Origin of the sequence: Mycobacterium arosiense ATCC BAA-1401 = DSM 45069 (assembly GCF_002086125.1) — a bacterium.
Taxonomy (GTDB): Bacteria; Actinomycetota; Actinomycetes; order Mycobacteriales; family Mycobacteriaceae; genus Mycobacterium; species Mycobacterium arosiense.
This window is the reverse complement of the sequence record NZ_MVHG01000071.1, coordinates 1-18,644: the sequence shown is the minus strand read 5'-3', so window position 1 is coordinate 18,644 and position 18,644 is coordinate 1. Positions and strand designations below refer to the sequence as shown.

16 protein-coding genes and 1 pseudogene are annotated in these 18,644 nt (G+C 67.4%); 4 read left to right on the top strand and 13 right to left on the bottom strand.

Annotation, left to right across the window (positions count from 1 at the left end):
* Nucleotides 1-81 precede the first annotated feature (81 nt).
* Nucleotides 82-345 carry a DUF3761 domain-containing protein gene (locus BST14_RS31730; RefSeq protein ID WP_083066331.1) on the top strand — a complete coding sequence of 88 codons (264 nt, stop codon included), beginning with the start codon at nucleotides 82-84 and terminating at the stop codon, nucleotides 343-345.
* Nucleotides 346-444: 99 nt separating this feature from the next.
* Here the strand turns inward: BST14_RS31730 and BST14_RS21215 are convergent, their stop codons facing one another.
* The 8 genes from BST14_RS21215 to BST14_RS21180 form a co-directional block, all read right to left on the bottom strand.
* Nucleotides 445-1,812 (bottom strand): HNH endonuclease signature motif containing protein, encoded by a 1,368-nt coding sequence (locus tag BST14_RS21215; RefSeq protein ID WP_083066330.1) that lies wholly within the window; start codon nucleotides 1,810-1,812, stop codon nucleotides 445-447.
* Between the two features lie 126 nt (nucleotides 1,813-1,938).
* Nucleotides 1,939-3,057, bottom strand: coding sequence for a M24 family metallopeptidase (locus BST14_RS21210; RefSeq protein WP_083066329.1), 1,119 nt, complete (start codon nucleotides 3,055-3,057; stop codon nucleotides 1,939-1,941).
* Nucleotides 3,047-4,282 (bottom strand): M24 family metallopeptidase, encoded by a 1,236-nt coding sequence (locus BST14_RS21205; protein WP_083066328.1) that lies wholly within the window; start codon nucleotides 4,280-4,282, stop codon nucleotides 3,047-3,049. The genes BST14_RS21210 and BST14_RS21205 overlap by 11 nt, the downstream gene beginning before the upstream one ends.
* A complete protein-coding gene (locus BST14_RS21200) occupies nucleotides 4,279-5,451 on the bottom strand; it encodes an amidohydrolase family protein (RefSeq protein WP_083066337.1) in 1,173 nt (390 codons plus the stop codon). Before BST14_RS21200 ends, BST14_RS21205 begins: the two co-directional genes overlap by 4 nt.
* Before the next feature lie 19 nt (nucleotides 5,452-5,470).
* The gene (car, locus tag BST14_RS21195; protein WP_083066327.1) at nucleotides 5,471-9,001 is read right to left on the bottom strand and encodes a carboxylic acid reductase; all 3,531 of its coding nucleotides are present in this window, start codon (nucleotides 8,999-9,001) and stop codon (nucleotides 5,471-5,473) included.
* Nucleotides 9,002-9,020: 19 nt separating this feature from the next.
* On the bottom strand, nucleotides 9,021-9,968 hold the full coding sequence (locus BST14_RS21190; RefSeq protein WP_083066326.1) for an SDR family oxidoreductase: 948 nt from the start codon (nucleotides 9,966-9,968) through the stop codon (nucleotides 9,021-9,023).
* Entirely contained in the window at nucleotides 9,962-11,185 is a 1,224-nt protein-coding gene (locus tag BST14_RS21185) for a cytochrome P450 (RefSeq protein ID WP_083066325.1), read from the bottom strand. The genes BST14_RS21190 and BST14_RS21185 overlap by 7 nt, the downstream gene beginning before the upstream one ends.
* Nucleotides 11,182-11,904, bottom strand: a complete 723-nt coding sequence (locus BST14_RS21180; protein ID WP_083066324.1) for a TetR/AcrR family transcriptional regulator — start codon at nucleotides 11,902-11,904, stop codon at nucleotides 11,182-11,184. The genes BST14_RS21185 and BST14_RS21180 overlap by 4 nt, the downstream gene beginning before the upstream one ends.
* A 138-nt stretch (nucleotides 11,905-12,042) precedes the next feature.
* Here BST14_RS21180 and BST14_RS21175 point away from each other — a divergent pair, with 138 nt between their 5' ends.
* Nucleotides 12,043-12,519, top strand: coding sequence for a nitroreductase family deazaflavin-dependent oxidoreductase (locus tag BST14_RS21175; protein ID WP_083066323.1), 477 nt, complete (start codon nucleotides 12,043-12,045; stop codon nucleotides 12,517-12,519).
* A 1-nt stretch (nucleotide 12,520) separates the two neighbouring features.
* Here BST14_RS21175 and BST14_RS21170 read toward each other — a convergent pair whose 3' ends face one another.
* The 3 genes from BST14_RS21170 to BST14_RS21160 form a co-directional block, all read right to left on the bottom strand.
* The gene (locus BST14_RS21170; protein ID WP_083066322.1) at nucleotides 12,521-13,012 is read right to left on the bottom strand and encodes a DUF2231 domain-containing protein; all 492 of its coding nucleotides are present in this window, start codon (nucleotides 13,010-13,012) and stop codon (nucleotides 12,521-12,523) included.
* Between the two features lie 28 nt (nucleotides 13,013-13,040).
* A complete protein-coding gene (locus BST14_RS21165) occupies nucleotides 13,041-13,664 on the bottom strand; it encodes a hypothetical protein (RefSeq protein WP_083066321.1) in 624 nt (207 codons plus the stop codon).
* 114 nt (nucleotides 13,665-13,778) lie between these two features.
* Complete coding sequence (locus BST14_RS21160; RefSeq protein WP_083066320.1) at nucleotides 13,779-14,591, bottom strand: SigB/SigF/SigG family RNA polymerase sigma factor; 813 nt, start codon at nucleotides 14,589-14,591, stop codon at nucleotides 13,779-13,781.
* Between the two features lie 865 nt (nucleotides 14,592-15,456).
* Between BST14_RS21160 and BST14_RS21155 the strand changes: the two genes are divergently transcribed.
* The gene (locus BST14_RS21155) at nucleotides 15,457-16,371 is read left to right on the top strand and encodes an SDR family NAD(P)-dependent oxidoreductase (RefSeq protein WP_083066319.1); all 915 of its coding nucleotides are present in this window, start codon (nucleotides 15,457-15,459) and stop codon (nucleotides 16,369-16,371) included.
* Nucleotides 16,372-16,506: 135 nt separating this feature from the next.
* Here the strand turns inward: BST14_RS21155 and BST14_RS21150 are convergent, their stop codons facing one another.
* Nucleotides 16,507-17,178, bottom strand: coding sequence for a TetR/AcrR family transcriptional regulator (locus tag BST14_RS21150; RefSeq protein WP_083066318.1), 672 nt, complete (start codon nucleotides 17,176-17,178; stop codon nucleotides 16,507-16,509).
* A gap of 129 nt (nucleotides 17,179-17,307) precedes the next feature.
* On the bottom strand, nucleotides 17,308-17,904 hold the full coding sequence (locus tag BST14_RS21145; RefSeq protein WP_083066317.1) for a TetR/AcrR family transcriptional regulator: 597 nt from the start codon (nucleotides 17,902-17,904) through the stop codon (nucleotides 17,308-17,310).
* Between the two features lie 122 nt (nucleotides 17,905-18,026).
* On the opposite strand from BST14_RS21145, the pseudogene BST14_RS21140 reads away from it, so the two are divergent.
* Nucleotides 18,027-18,571 (top strand): annotated as a pseudogene (locus tag BST14_RS21140) (class I SAM-dependent methyltransferase).
* Nucleotides 18,572-18,644: the final 73 nt, after the last annotated feature.

The following is an 18,644-nucleotide window of genomic DNA, read 5'->3' as shown; positions in this document are numbered from 1 at the left end:
ATTACTGCCCGTGGGATAAAGTGCAGAGCTCAAACGGCACAGGCGACGTCGACACTTAACGGTCGACGGGAGTTTGGTGGCATGTTTGCCCGCATCATCGTGTTCATCGCGGCAACGATTGCGGCGCTCGGAATTACGTCCATTGTTCGGGCGGCGCCGGCCAGCGCGTGCTCGTCAGGCTATTACAAAGCCGCCTCCGGCCACTGCGTTCACCGCCCCGTATGCGCACCGACACCACCGCCGGGTGCAACCGCTGAGTGCGTTGACGGCTGCTACTCGTTTAGTGAAAACCCGGATGAGGACGACACCTGCCATGGACGCGGCGGCGTTCAGAGGGTGTTGTAGTAGCAGCATCAGCTGCGGGCATTTGTGTTATTGGCAGGCTTCAGTTGCCTGCCGCCGTTGGCGCCATGGGCATAGTGCCGTTGGCCGGCTGAGCGCGGGTCAATCCGCCTCGTCGTCCTCATCGCCATCGCGGAGCAGCTTCTCGGGGTGGTGGAAGGTGTTGGTGCGGGGTTGGCCGCGGTCGAGGTGTGGGGGTGGGATCCATTGGGTGTCGCCGTTGGTGTGTTTGCGGGTGGTCCAGCCGCCGGGTTGTAGCAGGCGGTGGTGGGGGCCGCAGGCGAAGGTGAGGTTGTTGATGTCGGTGGTGTGGCACGCGGCCCAGTCAGTGACGTGGTGGAGCTCGCAGTAGTAGCCGGGCACGGTACATCCCGGGGCGCTACAGCCACGATCTTTGGCGTACAACACGATTCGCTGGGCGGGTGAGGCCAGGCGCTTGGTGTGATACAGCGCCAGGGGCTTGCCGTGATCGAAGATCGCCAAGTAATGATGGGCGTGGCGGGCCAGGCGGATCACGTCGCTCATCGGCAGGATGGTGCCGGCGCCGGTCAGGGCGCGCCCGGCGGCGGATTCGAGCTCCTGCAGGGTGGTGGTGACGACGATGGAAGTCGGCAAGCCATTGTGCTGACCCAATTCGCCGGAAGCCAGGAGGCCCCGCAGCGCCGCGTTGAGTCCGTCGTGGTGGCGTTGTGCGGCGCTGCGGCTATCCCGCTCGATGGCCTGCTCACTGGGCGCGCCATCGACGCAGGGGGTGTCGTCGAGGGGATTGCACATGCCGGGGGCGGCGAGTTTGGCCAACACGGCTTCGAGGGTGGCGCGCGCTTCGGGGGTGAGCCACCCGCGCAGCGCCGACATGCCGTCGGGTTGCTGGTTGCCCAGGGTCAGGCCGCGCTGGCGGGCGCGGTCCTCGTCGGTGTAGTTGCCGTCGGGGTTGAGGCAATCGGCCAGGACGGCTGCCAGCTTGTCGAGTTGTTCGGGCCGGTAGCGGGTGCCTTCGGTGGCGAGTTTGGCTTCGGCCTGCTCGCGGGTGGCCGGGTCTATCCAGCCGGGTAACTGGTGGTAGAACTTGCGGATCACCGACACCTGTCCGGGTCCCAGCGTGCCGTCGCGTTGGGCGGCCGCGGTGGCGGCCAAGGCCGGCGCCACGGGTTCGCCGGTCAGGCCGTGTCGCGCGCCGAGATCTCGCGCTTCCTTGATGCGCCGGGACGCTTCGGAGCGGCTGATCAGGGTTGCCTCGGTGATCGCATGCGACAAGGTGCCGCCGAGTTCTGGGGACGGTGCTTGGCGGGCCAGGGAATTGATGAGTGGATGCTCGATGGCCGGCAGCCGGCGACGCACCTTTTCGCAGCGCTCCAGCGTTGCCAACTGCTCGCGGGTGGCCAAGGCTTCGCAGTCATACCCGACCAGAACGTCGAGGGCAGCGTCGATGGTGTCAAACGCCGCCGCAAAGGCCTCCCGGTCTACACTCACACCCCGAAACTATCGGAGGCCACCGACAAGAATCCTGGTTTTGGGACTACTGAAACTAAAGTGGCACACGGGAATTCAGATTTCCAGGTGCTCGTGAACTTAAGCCAGCGGGACAGGCTGGCTGCGCTAACCCCACAATGGGCTGACCGTCAACACCTCGACACCGTCGTCGGTGATGTGCACGGTGTCACGGCGGAACACCGCGCCGATACCGCGCTGCCATACATAGCCGGTGATCGCCAGCACCATCCCGGCCTCGAGCAGGTCGTGTTCGCCTGCGGCCAACAGCGTTTCGGACACCACGGGCGGATCGAACCCCAGTCCGAGCCCGTGCGCGACCGGCATGGGCGGTACGGGCTCACCCGCCGCCTCGTAGGTGGCGAGCAGGTCGCGGGTGGACGCGCCGGGGCGACACGCACCAACCATGCCGTCGTACAACCGATTCGAGCGCCCGAAGAGCGCCCGCACCTCGTCGGCGACGGTATCGCCGGTCGGCCAGGTCCGCCCGACTTCGGCCACATAGCCATTCGCCAGTGCGCCGGCCGCGAACGCGACGAGGTCGCCGGACCGAACCTCGCGTCCAGCGGCGCGACGCCACGCGTGTTCCCGTGACGTCACCCACGCGGCGTCCTGGGTGGCCGGCGTGCTCACCCCGCCCGCGGCCATCGCCTCCATCATCACCCCAGCCAGCGTCCGCTCCGAAACGCCCGGGGCCAATTCGCGTAGCGCAGTGGCCAGTCCGTGTTCGGCGACGCGAACCGCCTGGTTCATCGCCGCAATTTCGTCCGGCGTCTTGATGCGCCGCGCCGCGCGCATCGCCGGCTCGGCGTCAACCAGCTCGGCGTTGGGGAACGCCTCGGGCAGCAACGCGGCGAAAGTCGGTGTGATCGCATCGGTTCCGACCCGCCGCGCCGCTTCGGCGCCATCGATCTTCTTCAGAACGTCGATCAGCGTCAGTGGGTTCCAGGCCAGCCCGTAGAGGTGGTCGTGGCCGATCTCCTCCGGCACGCCCTCGTCGTCGGTGCTGTTGAGATAGATGTCTCCGGTGTCGCGCACCAGCACACACATCGGGCCGAACGGGCGGGTGCCGGCGATCCACAGCTGCGGGGCGCCGGTGACGTAGCGGATGTTGGCCTGCCGGCCCAGCACCAGGATGTCGAGGTTGTGCTGCTCCATCTGAGCCAGCGCCCGTTCCCTTCGGCAAGACCGCAGGTCGCGCGCATCGGGCAGGACCTCAGTCGCCATAGGGAGTATAGGGGTAGTCGGTGATCGGCGCGTAGCCGTCTTCGGTGATCACCACGATCTCCTCACTGCGGTAGCCTCCCGTTCCGTCCTCCCACATCACCGGTTCCAGAACCAGCACCATGCCAGGCGGAAAGACGAAGTTGTCGTCGAACTCCTCGCCGAGATCCGTCCCGATCATCGGCGCCTCGGCGGGATAGGTGCCGATGCCGTGACCCAGGTAGAAATGCGGGAGCCATGGTTTGCGGCCACCGTTGGCCGCGATCGCGGCGCGCGCCAGATCTCCCGACGTCACACCGGCTTTGGTTACGGCGAGCACGGCGTCCAGAACAGTGCGCCACTGCCGGAACTGATCTTGCTGCTGCGGTGTGGGCCGCTCGCCGACGATCCAGGTGCGGCCGAAGTCCGAACAGTAGCCGTGGTAGGTGATGCTGATGTCGGTCCACAGCACGTCGCCGGCGGACAACTCCCGGTCGGTCGGGAGCAGCGGCAGTGCAAGATCGCCGTGCGTCGTCCATACGCCGGCTTCCCGCGAACTCGGCATCACCTGCCAGATGGCCTCCAACATGTTGGTGGTGGCGCCGAGTTCGAACGCGCGACGAACGAAGGTGGCGGAAAGATCGATCTGTCGTACGCCGGGCTTCAGCGCCTTCTGTACGTCGACGATCGCCTGTTCGGTGATGCGGGCCGCCCTGCGAAGACAGGACAGCTCGTCGCGGGTCTTGACCAGTTGCGCGGCGCCGAGCACGATCGCCGCGTCCGTCGGCGGGCCACCCGGGAACAGGGTGGAAGCGGACCGACGCATGGCACCGGTGAGTTCGTCGACGGCGACGCTGGAACCCGGGGGAATGAGACCGGCCAATTTTCGCGCGAAATCCTGTACACCCGAATCGAACTCGAGGTACGCGGGACCGTGCAGATGGTCGTCGGGCACGGGGTACTCCGTGGACGCCCCGCTGCGGAACGGCATGAACAGGTGCGGATGCACGTCGTCGGCGAGCACGACGGCGACCGGGCGCTCGACGTGGGACAGCCCGGCGTCCAACAGCGGCCAGCTGGCACCCGTCGCGTAGCCGACGTAGCCGTTCATCAGCAGGATCAGCGCGTCGACGCCGTGTTCGGCCATGGCGGATCGCAGCCGCGCTCCGATCTCCGTGCGCATGCGGGCCCGGTCCGGCTCCTCCGGTATGTCGAGCACCGAGGCGCGGGGGGCCACCGAGTTCGTCATGCCGAGATCCCCAGGAAGTTCCTGATGTTGCCGCCGACCACCCGAACGGCGTCCTCGGCGCCGACGGCCTCGACCACAGCCGCCAGCGACCGCTCCGAATAGCCGAAAGTGCTTTCATTGTGCGGATAGTCGGATGACCACATCACCTTGTCGATCCCGATCTCGTCGATCTGCCGCAGCCCCAGCGGATCGACCATGAACGAGGCGCACATGTGCGTATCCCAGTAATGGCGGACCTCCCGCTCGGGTTGGTGTGCCAGCATGTGCCGGTAGGAGGCCAGCACGTGCTCGGCGTCCTGCAAGGCCGTCGGCACCCAGGCGATTCCGCCCTCGAACCAGCCGATCCGCAGCCGCGGATGCCGGTCCAGGATGCCGCCGAAGATGTACTTGGAGAACATTTCCCGGAATGAGTCGATGTTGACCATCATGGCCACCGCGACGCTGTTGACCTCGCTGGGAAACTTGGGCTGGCTCTCGCCGATGTGGTGCGTGACGGGCAGCCCGGCCTCCTCGATCTCGTCCCAGACGGCACTCATCGCCGCGCTCGAATAGTCGATGGGCTGGCCGTTGGCGTCGTTGCCGGGGCTGATCGGCATCAGAAACGTCGTGAGCCCCAGCGACTTCAGCTCGGCCAAGGTGCGGCGGGCGCCGGCCGGATCCCACCAGTTGATCAGTCCGACGCCGTAGCAATGCCCGGCGGAGCGTTCCTGAACGCCGGCGATGTGCTCGTTGTAGACGCGAAAGATCCGCTCGCGGATCTGATGGTCGGGATGGTGGAACAGCGCGAGCACCGCGTTGGGGAAGGCCAGTTCCTTGTCGACGCCGTCCTCGGCGAGCTCGCGAACCCGGGCTTCGACGTTGTTGGTGGCCGCCCCGGCCAGATCGTCGTATTGCATGAGCACCGCGCTGAAATCGCCGACCACCGTGGATTGCCCGGGCGGCCCGAGCAGATATGCGCCGTCCTCATACCAAATCCGCGGGGCCTGATCCTTGAGCACGTCGGGAAAGCCTTGGTAGAAGATGTCCTCGGCGACCGAGATGTGGTTGTCGGCGGAGAACACCTCGGTGCCGGCCGGCAGGCCGGTATGGAACTCGGCGGCGTGACCGCGACGATCCTTGGGCGCACCGATCACGCCCGGGGGATACAGGGTGGGGGCTGGGCTGGACATCATCGTCCCTTCGTTGCGATCACTTATCGGCTGAATCAGGGGAGAGCACACCGATCCTTTCCAGGTCGGCAAGGTACTTCTCGATCAACTGCTGCGAGACATGGGGGACTTTGCGCCCCGAGCGTTCGACGGCGGCCCGGAATCGAGCCCCGGGCACCGGCGACCCGGCTATCGCGGTCATGGGTTCACGGTAGACGTCCAGCACCCCGAGGACGGACTGGGCGCGCTGGCGTTCGGGCAACGCGCGCATCGCCGTCTCGAGCCGGGTCAGCCAGGTTGGGTAGTCGTCGATCTTCTGGACCGGATATCCCGCCGCGATGATCCAGTCGACGAAGGTGTCCAGCGAGATTCCGTCGTCGTGCGGATTGGTCGTGTTGTAGGTGTCGAAGCCGCTGCCCTGCCGCGGCCCGATGGCGGCGATCGCATCGGCCAAAAAGTCGACCGACAGACCCTCGTAATGCGGACGGGCTCCCTGTTGATCGGCGGTGCCCCGGTAAAACGAGCGCGGAGCGACACCGGTGACGACCAGGCTGAACAGCAATCGGGTGAAGATGTCGGGCACGTTCAGCTGCCCCGCGTAGCGGCCGTCGGCCAGGATCATGCCGGGCCGGAACACCGCAATCGGTAACCCGCACAAGTCGTGTGCCTCGCGCATCAGGACTTCGCCGGCCCACTTGCTGACCCCGTAGCCGTTGGCGTAGCCGTCGTCGATGGTGCAGCTCGGCACCGAGCGGCGGATGTCGGTGTCCTCGTCTACGAGTTGATGTGCGACAGCGCTGACCCCCATGGTGGAGACGTAGTGAATCGGCTTGAGCCTGGCCGTGATCGCCAGCCGGATGAGTTCGGCGGTGCCTACCACGTTGGGGGTGAACAATTGGCGGTAGGGCAGCACGTGGTTGACGTGCGCCGCCGGGTGCACGACGAGATCGACGGTGTCGGCCAGGCGCCGCCACGTCGACTCATCCAGCCCGAACCGTGGCTCGCCGATGTCGCCCGCGACGACTTCGAGATGATCGGAAGCCAGGGACCGGAACCGTTCCAGCAGTGCGGGATCCGAGCCCAGCGCGGACTCGATTCGCCGACGGGCCTGCGCCGCATCGGCACCCCGGGTGAGGCAGATCAGGGTGCCGTGCTGGCCCGCGAGTTCCTCGAGCCACGCCATGGCAAGGAAGCGGCCCAGGAAACCCGTTGCGCCGGTGAGGAAAACGGTGCGGACCTCGGCCGTCGGCTGTGGCAGCAGCGTCGCTGATTTCAGGATGTCGTCGTCGAGAAACTTGTTCAACGTCAGGTCTGCGGCGTGCACCTCGGCGGTACCGGTGTCGTGCACGGATGCGTAGGTGGGGTGGGTGAGGCCCGGTACGCGCAGACGTTCGATGTGACCGGCGATAGTCACTAAATCCCCGGTCGGGTCGATCACCACGCCGACCGGAACGTCGACGCCGTAGATGTCGGCGAGCAGCGTCGAAAAGGTCAGCGCGGAAAGGGAATCGCCGCCCAGGTCGATGAATCTCGCCTCCGGGGACACGTCGGCCGCGGGTACTCCGAGGGTGGCCTGCACCGCCTTGGCGACGGTGGCCAGCACCGGTTGATCGGCGCCGCCGGTGCGCAGCGCGCGAAGCTGCCCGAGCTGGTCGTCGGCCATGTCCGCATAGAGCCGTTCGAGGCGGCCACCATAGCGCGCTTTGAGCTTGGGCCGCAGGAACTTTCCGACGCCGGACAGCAAGCCATTGGCGAGGCTGAACGGCTCCGTCTCGATCAAAAATTCGCGCGGGATCTCGTAGCCGTTGAGTTGGTTGTCGCGTGCGACCTGCCGCAGCGACCGGGTGATCGCCGACGCGGTCGCGCCACTGTCGGCCGGCACGATCACGGCAAGCAGGAACGAGCGGGCGCTGTTGCCGTAGATATAGATCTGGTGGATCAGCGGGCTGGTCGCATACAGTGCCTCCAGGCGGGAGACCGCGACGAACTCGCCCTGGGCGAGCTTGATCACGTTGTTGCGGCGGTCGACGTAGCGCAACCGGTCCGGGCCGACCTCGGCCATGATGTCGCCGGTCTTGTAGTAGCCGTCCTCGTCGAACATCGTGGCGGTCAGATCCGGGCGGTTGTAGTAGCCGGCCATGAAGCGGGCCGACTTCACCGCCAATTCGCCACGGGGATAGGGCTTGTCGGTATTGAAGTATCCGAGCTCGGGGACGTCGAGGAGCTTGTAGTCGATGACCGGCGGCCGCAGCACGTGCTCGTCGGCGACGATCATCCCGCCGGCGATCTCGGTGGACGAATAGCCGATCAGCAGGTGCTGGTCGAGCACCTCCTCCATGAACTCCTTGATCTCCGGCGACAACGCGGCCGAGCCGCAACCGACCGCCAGCACGCGCCCGCCCAGGATCTCTTCCCGGATGGCCGTGGTGATCTGCGCACCCGCGGCACCGGCGTCCGCACCGGCCATCAGCGCGCGGTCCAGCTCGCGCTGGTAGTGGTGGAAGAACATCTCGCACACCCGCGGCACCAGGCTCATGGAGGTGGGCCGCACCAGCGAGAGGTCCTCGAACAGCGTCGACAGGTCGCTCTTGGCGGCGAAATAACTGACGCCGCCGTTGGCCAGGGTCAGGATGACGTAGCCGTAACCGATCAGATGGCTCATCGGCATGTAGCTCAAAGTGATGACGGGCTGATCGGACTGCGCCAGCCAGGTGCCGATGCACAGGCTTTCGGTGAACATCGCGCCCTTGGGCGTGCCGGTGCTGCCCGACGTGTAGAAGACCCATGCCAATGGGTCCTCGCCCGCAGCGGCGACGTGCAGCGGCGCGGTCGGCTGGATCGCGCCATGGCTGGCGACGGCGTCGATGGTCTCGAGGGTCAGCGCGCTGCCCGCCTGGGACAGCCGGGCGACCGCCGCCTCGAAGGCGGCGCGCTGGTCGTTGTCGCGCGGTTCGTAGTCGAACACGATCAAGCGATCCGGCGCGGTGTCCGCCAACGCCGCCTCGACGGCGCTCGCGAGATTGTCGATGCCCACCGCCAAGATGCGCGGCCGGGTCTCGGCGAGGATCGGCGCGTGTTGTGCGGCCGGCGCGCTGGTCTGCAACGGCACCACCACCGCACCGAGGTGGATGCAGGCGCACTCGATGGCGGTGTAGTCGATGCTCGCGAATCCCAGCACGCAGACGAAGTCCCCGGCGCGAACCGGGAACCGTTCGTGGTGATGCCAATCGGCGGCGATGGCCTGCACGCGCGCCCACAGGTCGGCGTAGGTGATGGCCTCGAAGCGCGGCAAGAAGCGCAGCAGCGAACGCCCGGTTGCCGGGTCGGTGACGACCTCGCGGGCGCGCTGCGCGAGCGCCGGGCGCCCGGCGTAGCCCTGCAGGACGGTCGCCATCACCTCGGCGATCCGCAGCCCCGGAGCGCGTGCGGCGGCGGCGATTTCGTCGTCGGGCTTGGTGTTGCGAAACTGTTCGTCTTCGGCGTACAACCGCTCACGCCGGCGCGCCAGCCGTTCCCACTGGTCCTGTTGTGCGCCCGGGTCTTTGACGTCACTGCGACCGACGAAGGCCATCTGTCACCACTTTCTGATGTCAATCCGGATAGCTGACCCCGGTGAGCTGTTCGGAGAGCTGCCACAGCCCGCGCAGGTCGGCCTCGCTGCGCGCGAGCCGGGGGACACCCGCGAAAGTCACACCGCCCCGGACCGTTTCGTAGAAGCCGCGGGGCCCGTAGTACTTGCCGCCCCGCGCATCCGGCGACACCGCGGCGTAGAGCGTCGGCTTGATGCCCTCGTCGACGTCGAGCCACATGAACGGCAGCAGCCGCCACGTCAGCTGCGTCAACCGGGCCTGCAAGGTCGGCGTGGTGCGACCGTACGACGCGCCACTGAGCAGGTTCGTCTTGGCCAGCCCCGGGTGCGCGGCGTTGGAGATCAACCCCCAACCACCCCGTTGACTGCGCCGATTCAATTCGACGGCGAACATCAGTTGCGCCAGCTTGGCGACGCCGTACGAACGCATGGGCTTGTAGCCGCGTTGGGCGTTGACGTCGCCGAAGTCGAGATTGCCCTGGGTCGCGGCGAGGCTGCTCACCGTCACAACCCGTGCGGAGCCCGCCGCCCGCAGCAGGCCCAGCAACCGTCCGGTCAGCGCGAAATGCCCTAAATGATTTGTGCCGAACTGCAATTCGAAGCCGTCACGGGTCTGCTGCCGGTGTGGGGGCGTCATGACGCCGGCATTGTTGATCAGGATGTCGATCGGGCGGCCTTCGGCGGTCAGCTCCCCGGCCAGCCCGGCCACGCTCGACAGCGACGACAGGTCGAGTTGCCTGATGGCGAGCTTGGCCTGCGGCGCCTCGCGGTGGATGTCCGCGACCGCCCGTTCGCCCTTGGCCCGGTCGCGGACGGCCAGCACCACGTCGGCACCCGCGGCCGACAGCCGCTTCGCCAGGCCGAACCCCAAACCGCTGTTGGCCCCCGTCACGACGGCGAATCTGCCCCGCAGGTCGGGAACATTCAGCGCGAGATCGGGCTTCACCATGTCACGGGCAACTCGTAGAGGCCGTAGGCCAGCGCGTCGTGTTTGAACGGGAGCTCATCCAGTGGCACGGCGAGCCGCAAGGTCGGGACGCGGCGCAGCAGCGTGGGCAAGACGATCTGCAATTCCATGCGGGCCAGCTGCTGACCCACGCACTGGTGGCGTCCGTACCCGAACCCGACGTGTGGCCCGTCCTCACGCAGCAGGTCCAGCCGGTCGGGATTGGGGAATTGGCGCTCGTCCCAGTTCGCGGGGGCGACGTCGAGGATGATGCCGTCGCCGGCGCGGATGGTCTCGCCGCCGATCTCGATGTCCTCGACGGCGATTCGGCGCTGCCCGGTCTGGATGATGCTCAGGTAGCGCATCAGCTCCTCCACCGCGGTGGCGATGACCTTCGGATCGTCGGTGTCGTGCAGCAGCGCGCGTTGCTCAGGATGTTCGAGCAGCGCCGCGATGCTCAGGCTGATCATGTTGGCGGTGGTCTCATGACCCGCGATCAGCACGCCGGTGGCCAACTGCGCGGCCTCGCGGACGCTGATCTCTTCGGCATTGACCCGCTCGGCGAGGTCGGACACCAGATCCTCTGAGGGGTCTTGCATCTTCGCCCGCACCAGATTGGCCAGATACTTCGCCAGCGAGGCGGCGCCCTGGGCGGTGTCATCCTCGGTTGCGTACCGGCCCATGCCCCGTTGGGCCTGCGTCTGGAAGAACTCCGCGTCCTCGTAGGGCACGCCCAGCAGTTCGCTGATGACCAGGGATGGGACCGGCAGTGACAGGGTGCTGACGATGTCGCCGGGCTTCGGGCCGGCCAGCAGGGCGCCGATGTGGTCGTCGGTGATCTTCTGGACCGCCGGCCGCAGCGCCTCAACCCGCTTGAACGTGAACGGTTTCGACAGCATCCGGCGGAACCGGGTGTGTTCTTCGGCGTCGGAGGTGAACACCGAGCGGGGGCGCTTGTGCACCGTGGCCAGCATGCCTTCGTTCCAGTGCGGATAGCCGGGCAACCGGTCGTCGACGCTGGTGCGCGAATCGGTGAACAGCGCGCGTATCGCCTCGTAGCCGTGGATGAGCCAGGGGGTGCTGCCGTCCCAGATCCGCACCCTGCTGAGCTGCTTGTCGGCGTTGAGCTCCAATACGTTCGGCGGCGGGGCGAACGGGCAGCCGGGGGCCCGGGTCATCGGGAACTCCGGGATGTCGGTGGCGGTCGACCCTGCGCTCATCGTGCTCCTCCGTTGTCGGCCTGCGCGGGGGTGTGTCCTGGCCGGCCGCCGGCCGCGCCCACGTGGACCGGCGCCCGCCAGAGGCCGACGATCGCGTCGACCAGCCCTTCGCCGGCCACCGGCCACGCCGACCGCGACCGCGGTCCGTGTTCGGCCAGTGCGCCCTCGTGTTCGGCGCAGGTGTGCATGAGCAGGTTGCGCACCATCACCATCCGTTCGGCACGCACGCGCTTGGGCAGCTCCGGCAGGCAGCGGTCGATGCCGTCTAGCGTGCGCACCAGCAACGGCGACGCCAGGGCGTCTTTGGTGACCACATGCCGGTATGTGGGGTCGGCCATGGCCTGCGCGGCGAACCGGGCGTACCAGGTCGGGGTGCCCAGCGCGGACAGGTGATCGGTCAACGGGCGCACCAGCGCGCCGACCCAGTCCCGCAGCTCGGTTGAATCCCCGATCGCGCCCAGCATCTGGGCGCGTAGTTGCTCAATCGGCTCGCGGTGCTTGCCCTCGATCGCGCGGAGCAGGTCGACCCTGGTGCCGAAGTGGTAGCACGCCGCGGCGTTGTTGCCCTGCCCGGCCGCTTCGCTGATCTGCCGATTGGACACGGCGTACATCCCGCGTTCGGCGAGTAGCACTTCGGCGGCCGACAGGATCGCCTCTCGGGTGCCCATCGACCTGTCCGAGCGGGTGACCCGCTCTGCAGTCATCGCCTCAGTGAACACCTCGCGCCGGGTTAAATCAAGCCATTTATTTATTCGCCGATCGAGGCCGGCCCTCAGCGGTCACCGAAATCCCGGTTCGTCAACGGCATTTCATCGCCGCGACACCCCGGTACGGCGTCCGCGGCATACAGTCATCGCATGAATCCGCTCCAGCGGTGGGTCCGCCACCCGGCGGTCTACCGTTTGCTGATCCTGAACGGACACCGGGTTGTGGAGTGGCTCGAAGGCGCGTGTCGCTTCCTGACCGGCGGGCGGCTAGGTGTTTTGGATTTGGCCGGTCTGCCCAATGTGCGGATCACCATCTCGGGTCGCAAAACCGGTCTCGCCCGCAGCGCCACCGTGCAATACGTGCCGCTTGACGGAGCCCTGTTGTTGATCGGGTCGAACTGGGGGCGCGCACATCACCCGTCCTGGTCGGCGAATCTCAAAGCGGCGCAACGTGTCACAATGCGCCGGCGCGGCCACCGTGGCGTGGCGACGGTGCGGCTGCTCGAGGGCGCGGAGCGCGATGAGGCGTGGGACAAGGCGCTGGCGTGCTGGCCGAACTACCGCTTCGCCCAGGAACGTGCCGGCCGGCGCCGATTTCGGCTATTTCTACTCGCGCCCACCGGGTGACTCAGCCCGCATGGTTCTCGGTCAGGCGCGCGATCTCCGTGCCCCAGACGGATTGCGCACCGGCGTCGCCCACCCGATAGATCTGCACCATCGACGAGATCCCCACCGCCAGAACGACTATCGCGACCAGTATCCGAGTGGCGGCGCGGAACTTGGTGGATCGGCGTTCGAACAGCCGCAAGACGACGAGCACGACCGCGGCCGCCAGCAGCGCGGCGGCGAAGTAGGCCATCAGGCCGCCCCGCTCGGCGTGCTCGCGCAGGATCGGGCTGGGATTCGCCCTCAGGTCGTAGAGCCATCCGCCGGCGTTGATGGTGATGGGCGTCAACACCATGGTGACCACGGCCAGGATCAGCGTCAGCCACAGCAGTTGTCCGCGCCGGGCCGCCGGCCATAAGCCGCAAACGATCACCAGCAGGGCGGTCAGCGGCACGAGTACCAGGACGAAGTGCAGCAGCAGGGCGTGAGCCGGCATGCCGTTGATGACGTTCATGGCGTCCCTCGGTGTGGCAGCGCGGCGCCTACCCGCCGAGCCCCTTCTTGATGGCCGCGTCTTGCTTCTGGCCGACGTCGTTGACGAATTCCGGCGGGGCCAGCGTGTCCGTCGGCCCGTCGAACTCCAGCGTTGCGAGCGCCTTGCCCTCGGTGAAGAGCAGGATCACCACCCCCTTGCTGCGATCGGGGGTGTTGCCCATCAGCATCGTTCCGCCGCTGCCGATGTTGGACGGTTGCGTCGTGGGATCTTTGATCGCACCGCCCTGTTGGCTCTTGGCGGTGTTCAGCGCGTTCGTGGCGGCGTCGGGGTCGTCGTAGACGCCGATGGTGATCTCGATGGCGTGGCTACCATCGTCGTCTTTGAAGGTGGTCGCCACGCCCGGCTGGCCGTTGGGATCGCTGGTCGGGGGAGCGCCGGTGAAGGGAACCGGGGCGTTGATGTCGCCGGCCTGGATCAGCAGCTTGGCGTACTGATTGGGCTGCGCCGGCGGCGGTGAGGCCGGCGCAGCGCCGGGGCTGCTGGGTGCGGACGTAGCCGAACCTGACGTCGACGGCGACGGCTGTGGTTTGTTGTTGCCGCAGCCGACGACCGACACGGCCAGTGCCGTCGTCGCCGCGACACCCGCTATCACCGTTCGTGACATCCTCATCGCATCGAGCTCCTTCCCGGTTCTCCTGGCGACACGTCGGGCCGTCCCACGAATCGCACAGTACATTGCTGCGCGGCATCAGATGCCGCGCAGCGTCCGGAGGAGCCGGCCGCGCTACTCGAGCTGATCGCGCAGGCAGCTCAATGTGTTTGCCAGGATCCGGGAAACCTGCATCTGGGACACGCCGATGCGCTCCGCGATCTGGCTCTGCGTCATGGATTCGAAGAACCGCATGCGCAACACCACGCGTTCGCGCTCGGGGAGGGTGGCAACCAACACCCGCAGCGCCTCCCGGTTGGTGATGTGCTCGATCTGCGGATCGATGTCGCCCACCGAGTCGGCCACCGAGCGAGGCGTTCCCGAACCGTCGGCGCCGAGCGGCGCGTCCAGGGAGTCGAGCCGATAGGCGTCGCCGGCAACGAGGCATTCGACGATCTCCTCGCGCGGAACATCGAGCACCTGCGACAGCTCACCCGCGGTGGGGGCGCGCCCGAGCTGCTGGGACAAATCCGCGGTGGTCCTGCTGATCTGCACGTGCAGCTCGCGCAGCCGCCGCGGGACGCGCATCCCCCAGCTGTAGTCGCGGAAGTACCGCCGGACCTCGCCCATCATCGTGGGCACAGCGAAGCCGATGAAGCTGGGGCCCTTCGCGGGGTCGAAGCGGTTGACGGCGTTCATCAGCCCCAGTCGGGCGACCTGAATCAAGTCTTCGAGGCCTTCGCCGCGGCGGGCGAAGTGGCTGGCCACATGGTCGGCCAGCGGCAGGCAGCGGGACACAATGCGCTCGCGCTGCTGGGCGTATTCGTGCGATTCGGCGGGCAACTGCTGCAGTGCCAGGAACATTTCGACGACATCGTCGTACGAATCATCGGATCTTGCGGTCCGCGGGGCCGGGGCCGGGCGGGTTGCAGAAATTACATTGGTCATCGGTTGGCGCACCTGACGTTCACTCGAAGGTTCGGGTAAACGGTTGCGCGAGAACAAATTTGCATTAGTGACTCACTCCTAGAGTCGTCTGCAGGGGGGATGGCAGCTATGCGCACTTCTCGCCTCCACTGCATCTCTATCCGCAGGACGGTCGATTCGCCCAACGCAGGGCTCGAGCGGCGGGTGACTGAGGCGGATTCACCGGAGTCGTACCGAACTCAGCAGCCATGCGGCTGGCTGGACCGCTTTTAGCTAAACGGCGACGCGTCCCAACGGACTTCATTCGAGACTATACGCCCCTGGCCCCTATCCGGCGATCGCTCGAAGCAAACGGATTCAGATAATTCCTGAACAGTTTCCGCGGTGTACAAGTGGCGACCGGCAAGTAGCGGGCCAGCGGGGACCGCGTGCCCCATTGACAGACACACCCCGCCCAGCTGCGGAGTTATCGGCGGTGTTGCGGCCGGTGGTGAAGCGCGCAACGATCTCGGCAAACTAAGGGAGCCTCTTATGCGCTACTTTCAACCCCGAAGCACCTATTCCGCGGTGGCACCGGCGGAGACGTTTCGAGGCGATTGCCCGGCGGGGGTGCGGTGGCGTCACGCGGCGGCGCCCGCGGTGCGGTTGAGCAGCGAAGCCGCGGCGATCAGCGATTCACGCGCTTGACTTGAGCAGGATTGCTGGCGGCGTTCAGCGCGCCATGGCACGAAAACGTCGGCTCGGCGTTCTCATTTCTTGCCCGGCTGGGTACTGTTCGCCTAATGTTCGTGATCACCGTCGTGCGGGCGCCCGTCAACCGACAGCGAGAGCGATTCGCGCACAACACTTTACGTAGCGAACGGCGTAGCCCCCACCGGAGCCATCGATGAACGGCCCCGAGGGTCCGCTTGCCGGTCACGGTGTGGTGGTGTCCGGCGGCAGCCGCGGCATCGGACGTGCGGTCGCGGAACTGCTGGGCAGCCTCGGCGCCGGCGTCGTCGTCAACGGGCGTGACGAGCAAGCCGTGCAAGAAACGGTCGCGGCGATCACGGCGGCCGGCGGGCGGGCCCGCGCGGTGGTGGGAGCCGCGGACGACGAGCGCATCGCCCGATCGCTCGTCGACGATTGCGTGAGCGCGTTCGGGCGATTGGACACGCTGATCAATTGCACCGGGATCGCCGAGCCGCCCGGTTCATCGATCCTGACGATCTCCCCGGACGAGTTCGACCGTTTGATCAGCGGCCACCTCGGCACGGCGTTCCACACCTGCCGGGTGGCCGCTCCGGTGCTGGCCGCTCAGGGGCACGGGGCCATCGTCAACACCAGCTCGGTGGCGTTTTTGGGTGACTACGGCGGCACCGGATATCCGGCGGGCAAGGGCGCCGTCAACGGCCTGACGATGGCCATCGCCGCCGAACTGAAGCCCTACGGCGTGCGGGCCAACGTGGTCTGCCCCGGGGCCAGGACCCGGCTGTCCACCGGTGCCGAGTACGAGAAGCACATCGAAGACCTACACCGCCGGGGGTTGCTCGACGAGACGACCATGCGGGCATCGCTCGACAGCGCTCCGCCCGAGTTCGTCGCACCGGTCTACGCGTATCTGGCCAGCGACCTTTCGCGTGACGTGACGGGCCGAATCCTTGTTGCCGCAGGCGGTTTCGTGGGAAGCTTTGACCGCCGAACGCCCCGGCTGCTGGGCTACCGCGACCACCATCACGCCGGCCCGTGGTCGCTGCAGGAGGTGCACAAGATGGTCGGCGGCGCGTGCGCCGACGAGCCGGGCGGAAAGTCAGCGATCTGACACCACGTACTGGCGATGCTGACGAAGACCTCCGGATCGCGTTACCGCCCCGATGGACGGCACGCCGGTCTGGCCGGGTCCGACCGGACACGCGAACAAATATGTATGGTCAGGCCCGGGGGCCCGACCGCGCAGTCAGGACGCTTTCGACGACCGGTGGCGCGTTCGGGGCGGCTCGGACGCGCCGAGGGCATCCATGGCTCGGACCAGCTGCGGGTAGGCGATTGCCGGCCCGATCCAGCGGGTGAGGTAGCGGCGCAGATCGGCGCCGCTGCGCGGTGGCCGTCCCGGGTCCGCCAAAAAGGAATGCAGAACCCGCAGCGAGAATTCGTTCAGCTCGTCCAGGCCAGCGTCATCGAAACCGTAACGGTCCCAGTCGATGTCGTAGCGGAGAAGCATCGAACGACCGAACGCCAACGCGGTATCGGAGATGATCGAAACCTTCTGGCCGCCGCGGTGGCGCTGGTTGAGCACGAATTCGACCTGGTTGTCCGAGGCCAGCTCTTCGACGGCGAACGCCATGCCCTCGGTGATAGCCACCACCGGATCGGTGACGCCTCCGAGATGGGCGGCCATGCGATCGAGGAAGCCGTCGGCCGACCGCATCGCCGACGCCACCAATAAGGCCTGCGTACCGGGGAAGTACCGATACACGGTCTGGCGGGTCACCCCCAGCGCCCGCGCCACATCGGCGATCCGCATCGCCGAGCCGCGTTCGTCGATGATCTTCTCGGCGGCGTCCAGGATGCGCTCGATAGCCTCCGCGTCCGACGCCGGCGTGTTTCCTGCCCAACCGTGACTGCGCATGATTAGCGGAAGGCAAACCCGTAGCCGATGAACCCCACCGCTGGATCATATCGTCTGCCGCGACGGCATCGGTGCGGAAGCCGGCCTACACCGGCTAGCCGCGCCTATTGCCCTGAGGCGCGGCAGTTTTCAGGCCACCGAGGCGGCCAGGATCAGGTTGACCGCCTCGTCGAGCTGCCCGGAGATCTCGGCGAAGCTGACGAACCGGGCGGTCATCAGCGCACCCGAAAAGGTCATCTGCAGCGTGGATTTCACGGCTCGGGGCCAGCCCGGACCGAGCGCGGCCCCGATCCGCTTGGCCACTTCCTCGCCGATCTGCTCGCGAAGGGGGGTGACCGCGGGATCGTCGGCCATCAGGGCGGCGCCACAGGCGGCGGTCAGCTCCGGCTCGTCGGCGACGACGACCGCCATGTCCCGCAGGGTCGCGCTGACCCGGGTTTTGGTGGTGTCGTTGACGTCGGTATGCAGCGGCAGGTCCCGCAGGAAGCGCAGATACACCGCCGCGACCAGCGCGCTTTTGGATGGGAAGTAGGTGTAAGCACTGGCCGGTGACACCCCGGCGCGTGTCGCCACTGCGCGCATCGTCAGGTTCGCGTAGGAAGATTCCCGCAGCTCGGCCAGCCCGGCATCGAGGACCTTGCGGATGGTCTGCCCGGGCCGGCGGTCGGACCGGCGGGCCGCGCCGGCGGACTTCCCGGCAACCACCGGCGGCGCATCTCTAGACACCCGTCCAGTGTAGGAACGGTGTCCGGCCGACCACCAACGCGCATTGGGCGCGGTCGGCGTGATCGCCGGACCGCAAAGGCCAGACAGCTGTCCAGAAGATTTCGAGTTCTACAGTGGCGGCTATGGGCGAAGCGGACCGGCGTCGCTGGGACGAACGGTACGCGGCCAAGGGGCCGCCGCCGTTGAGTTCGGTTGCGCCGCCCGGCGTTTTCGCGGGCCATGCGGAGGTGTTTCCCGCCGCGGGCCGGGCCCTCGACCTGGCCTGCGGGCAGGGGACCGGCGCGGTCTGGCTGGCCGCGCGCGGCCTGCAGGTGGTGGGGTTCGACGTCTCGCCGGTGGCCATCGGCCATGCGCGGGAGCTGGCCCAGCGTGCCGGGGTAAGAGACCGCTGCCGCTTCGACGTGGTCGATCTCGACGCCGGTCTGCCCGCGGGGCCGCCGGTCGATGTCATCCTGTGCTGCAAGTTCCGGGACCCTCGCCTCGACCGGGCGATCACCGAACGGCTCGCGCCGGGCGGCCTGCTGGCGATCGCCGCGCTGAGCGAGGTCGGGGCGAGCCCGGGTCCCTTCCGCGCCCTGGCGGGGAGCTGTCCGCCGCCTTCGCCGCGCTGGACCCGATCGGCGCCGGCGAAGGCGACGGTCAGGCGTGGCTGCTGGCCCGGCGCTAGTGTCCTGAGTCGTTAATTCGTCGGCAGTAGTTGGCGATGCTGTCCAGGATTTGGTCGGCGGTCTTGGTCCACA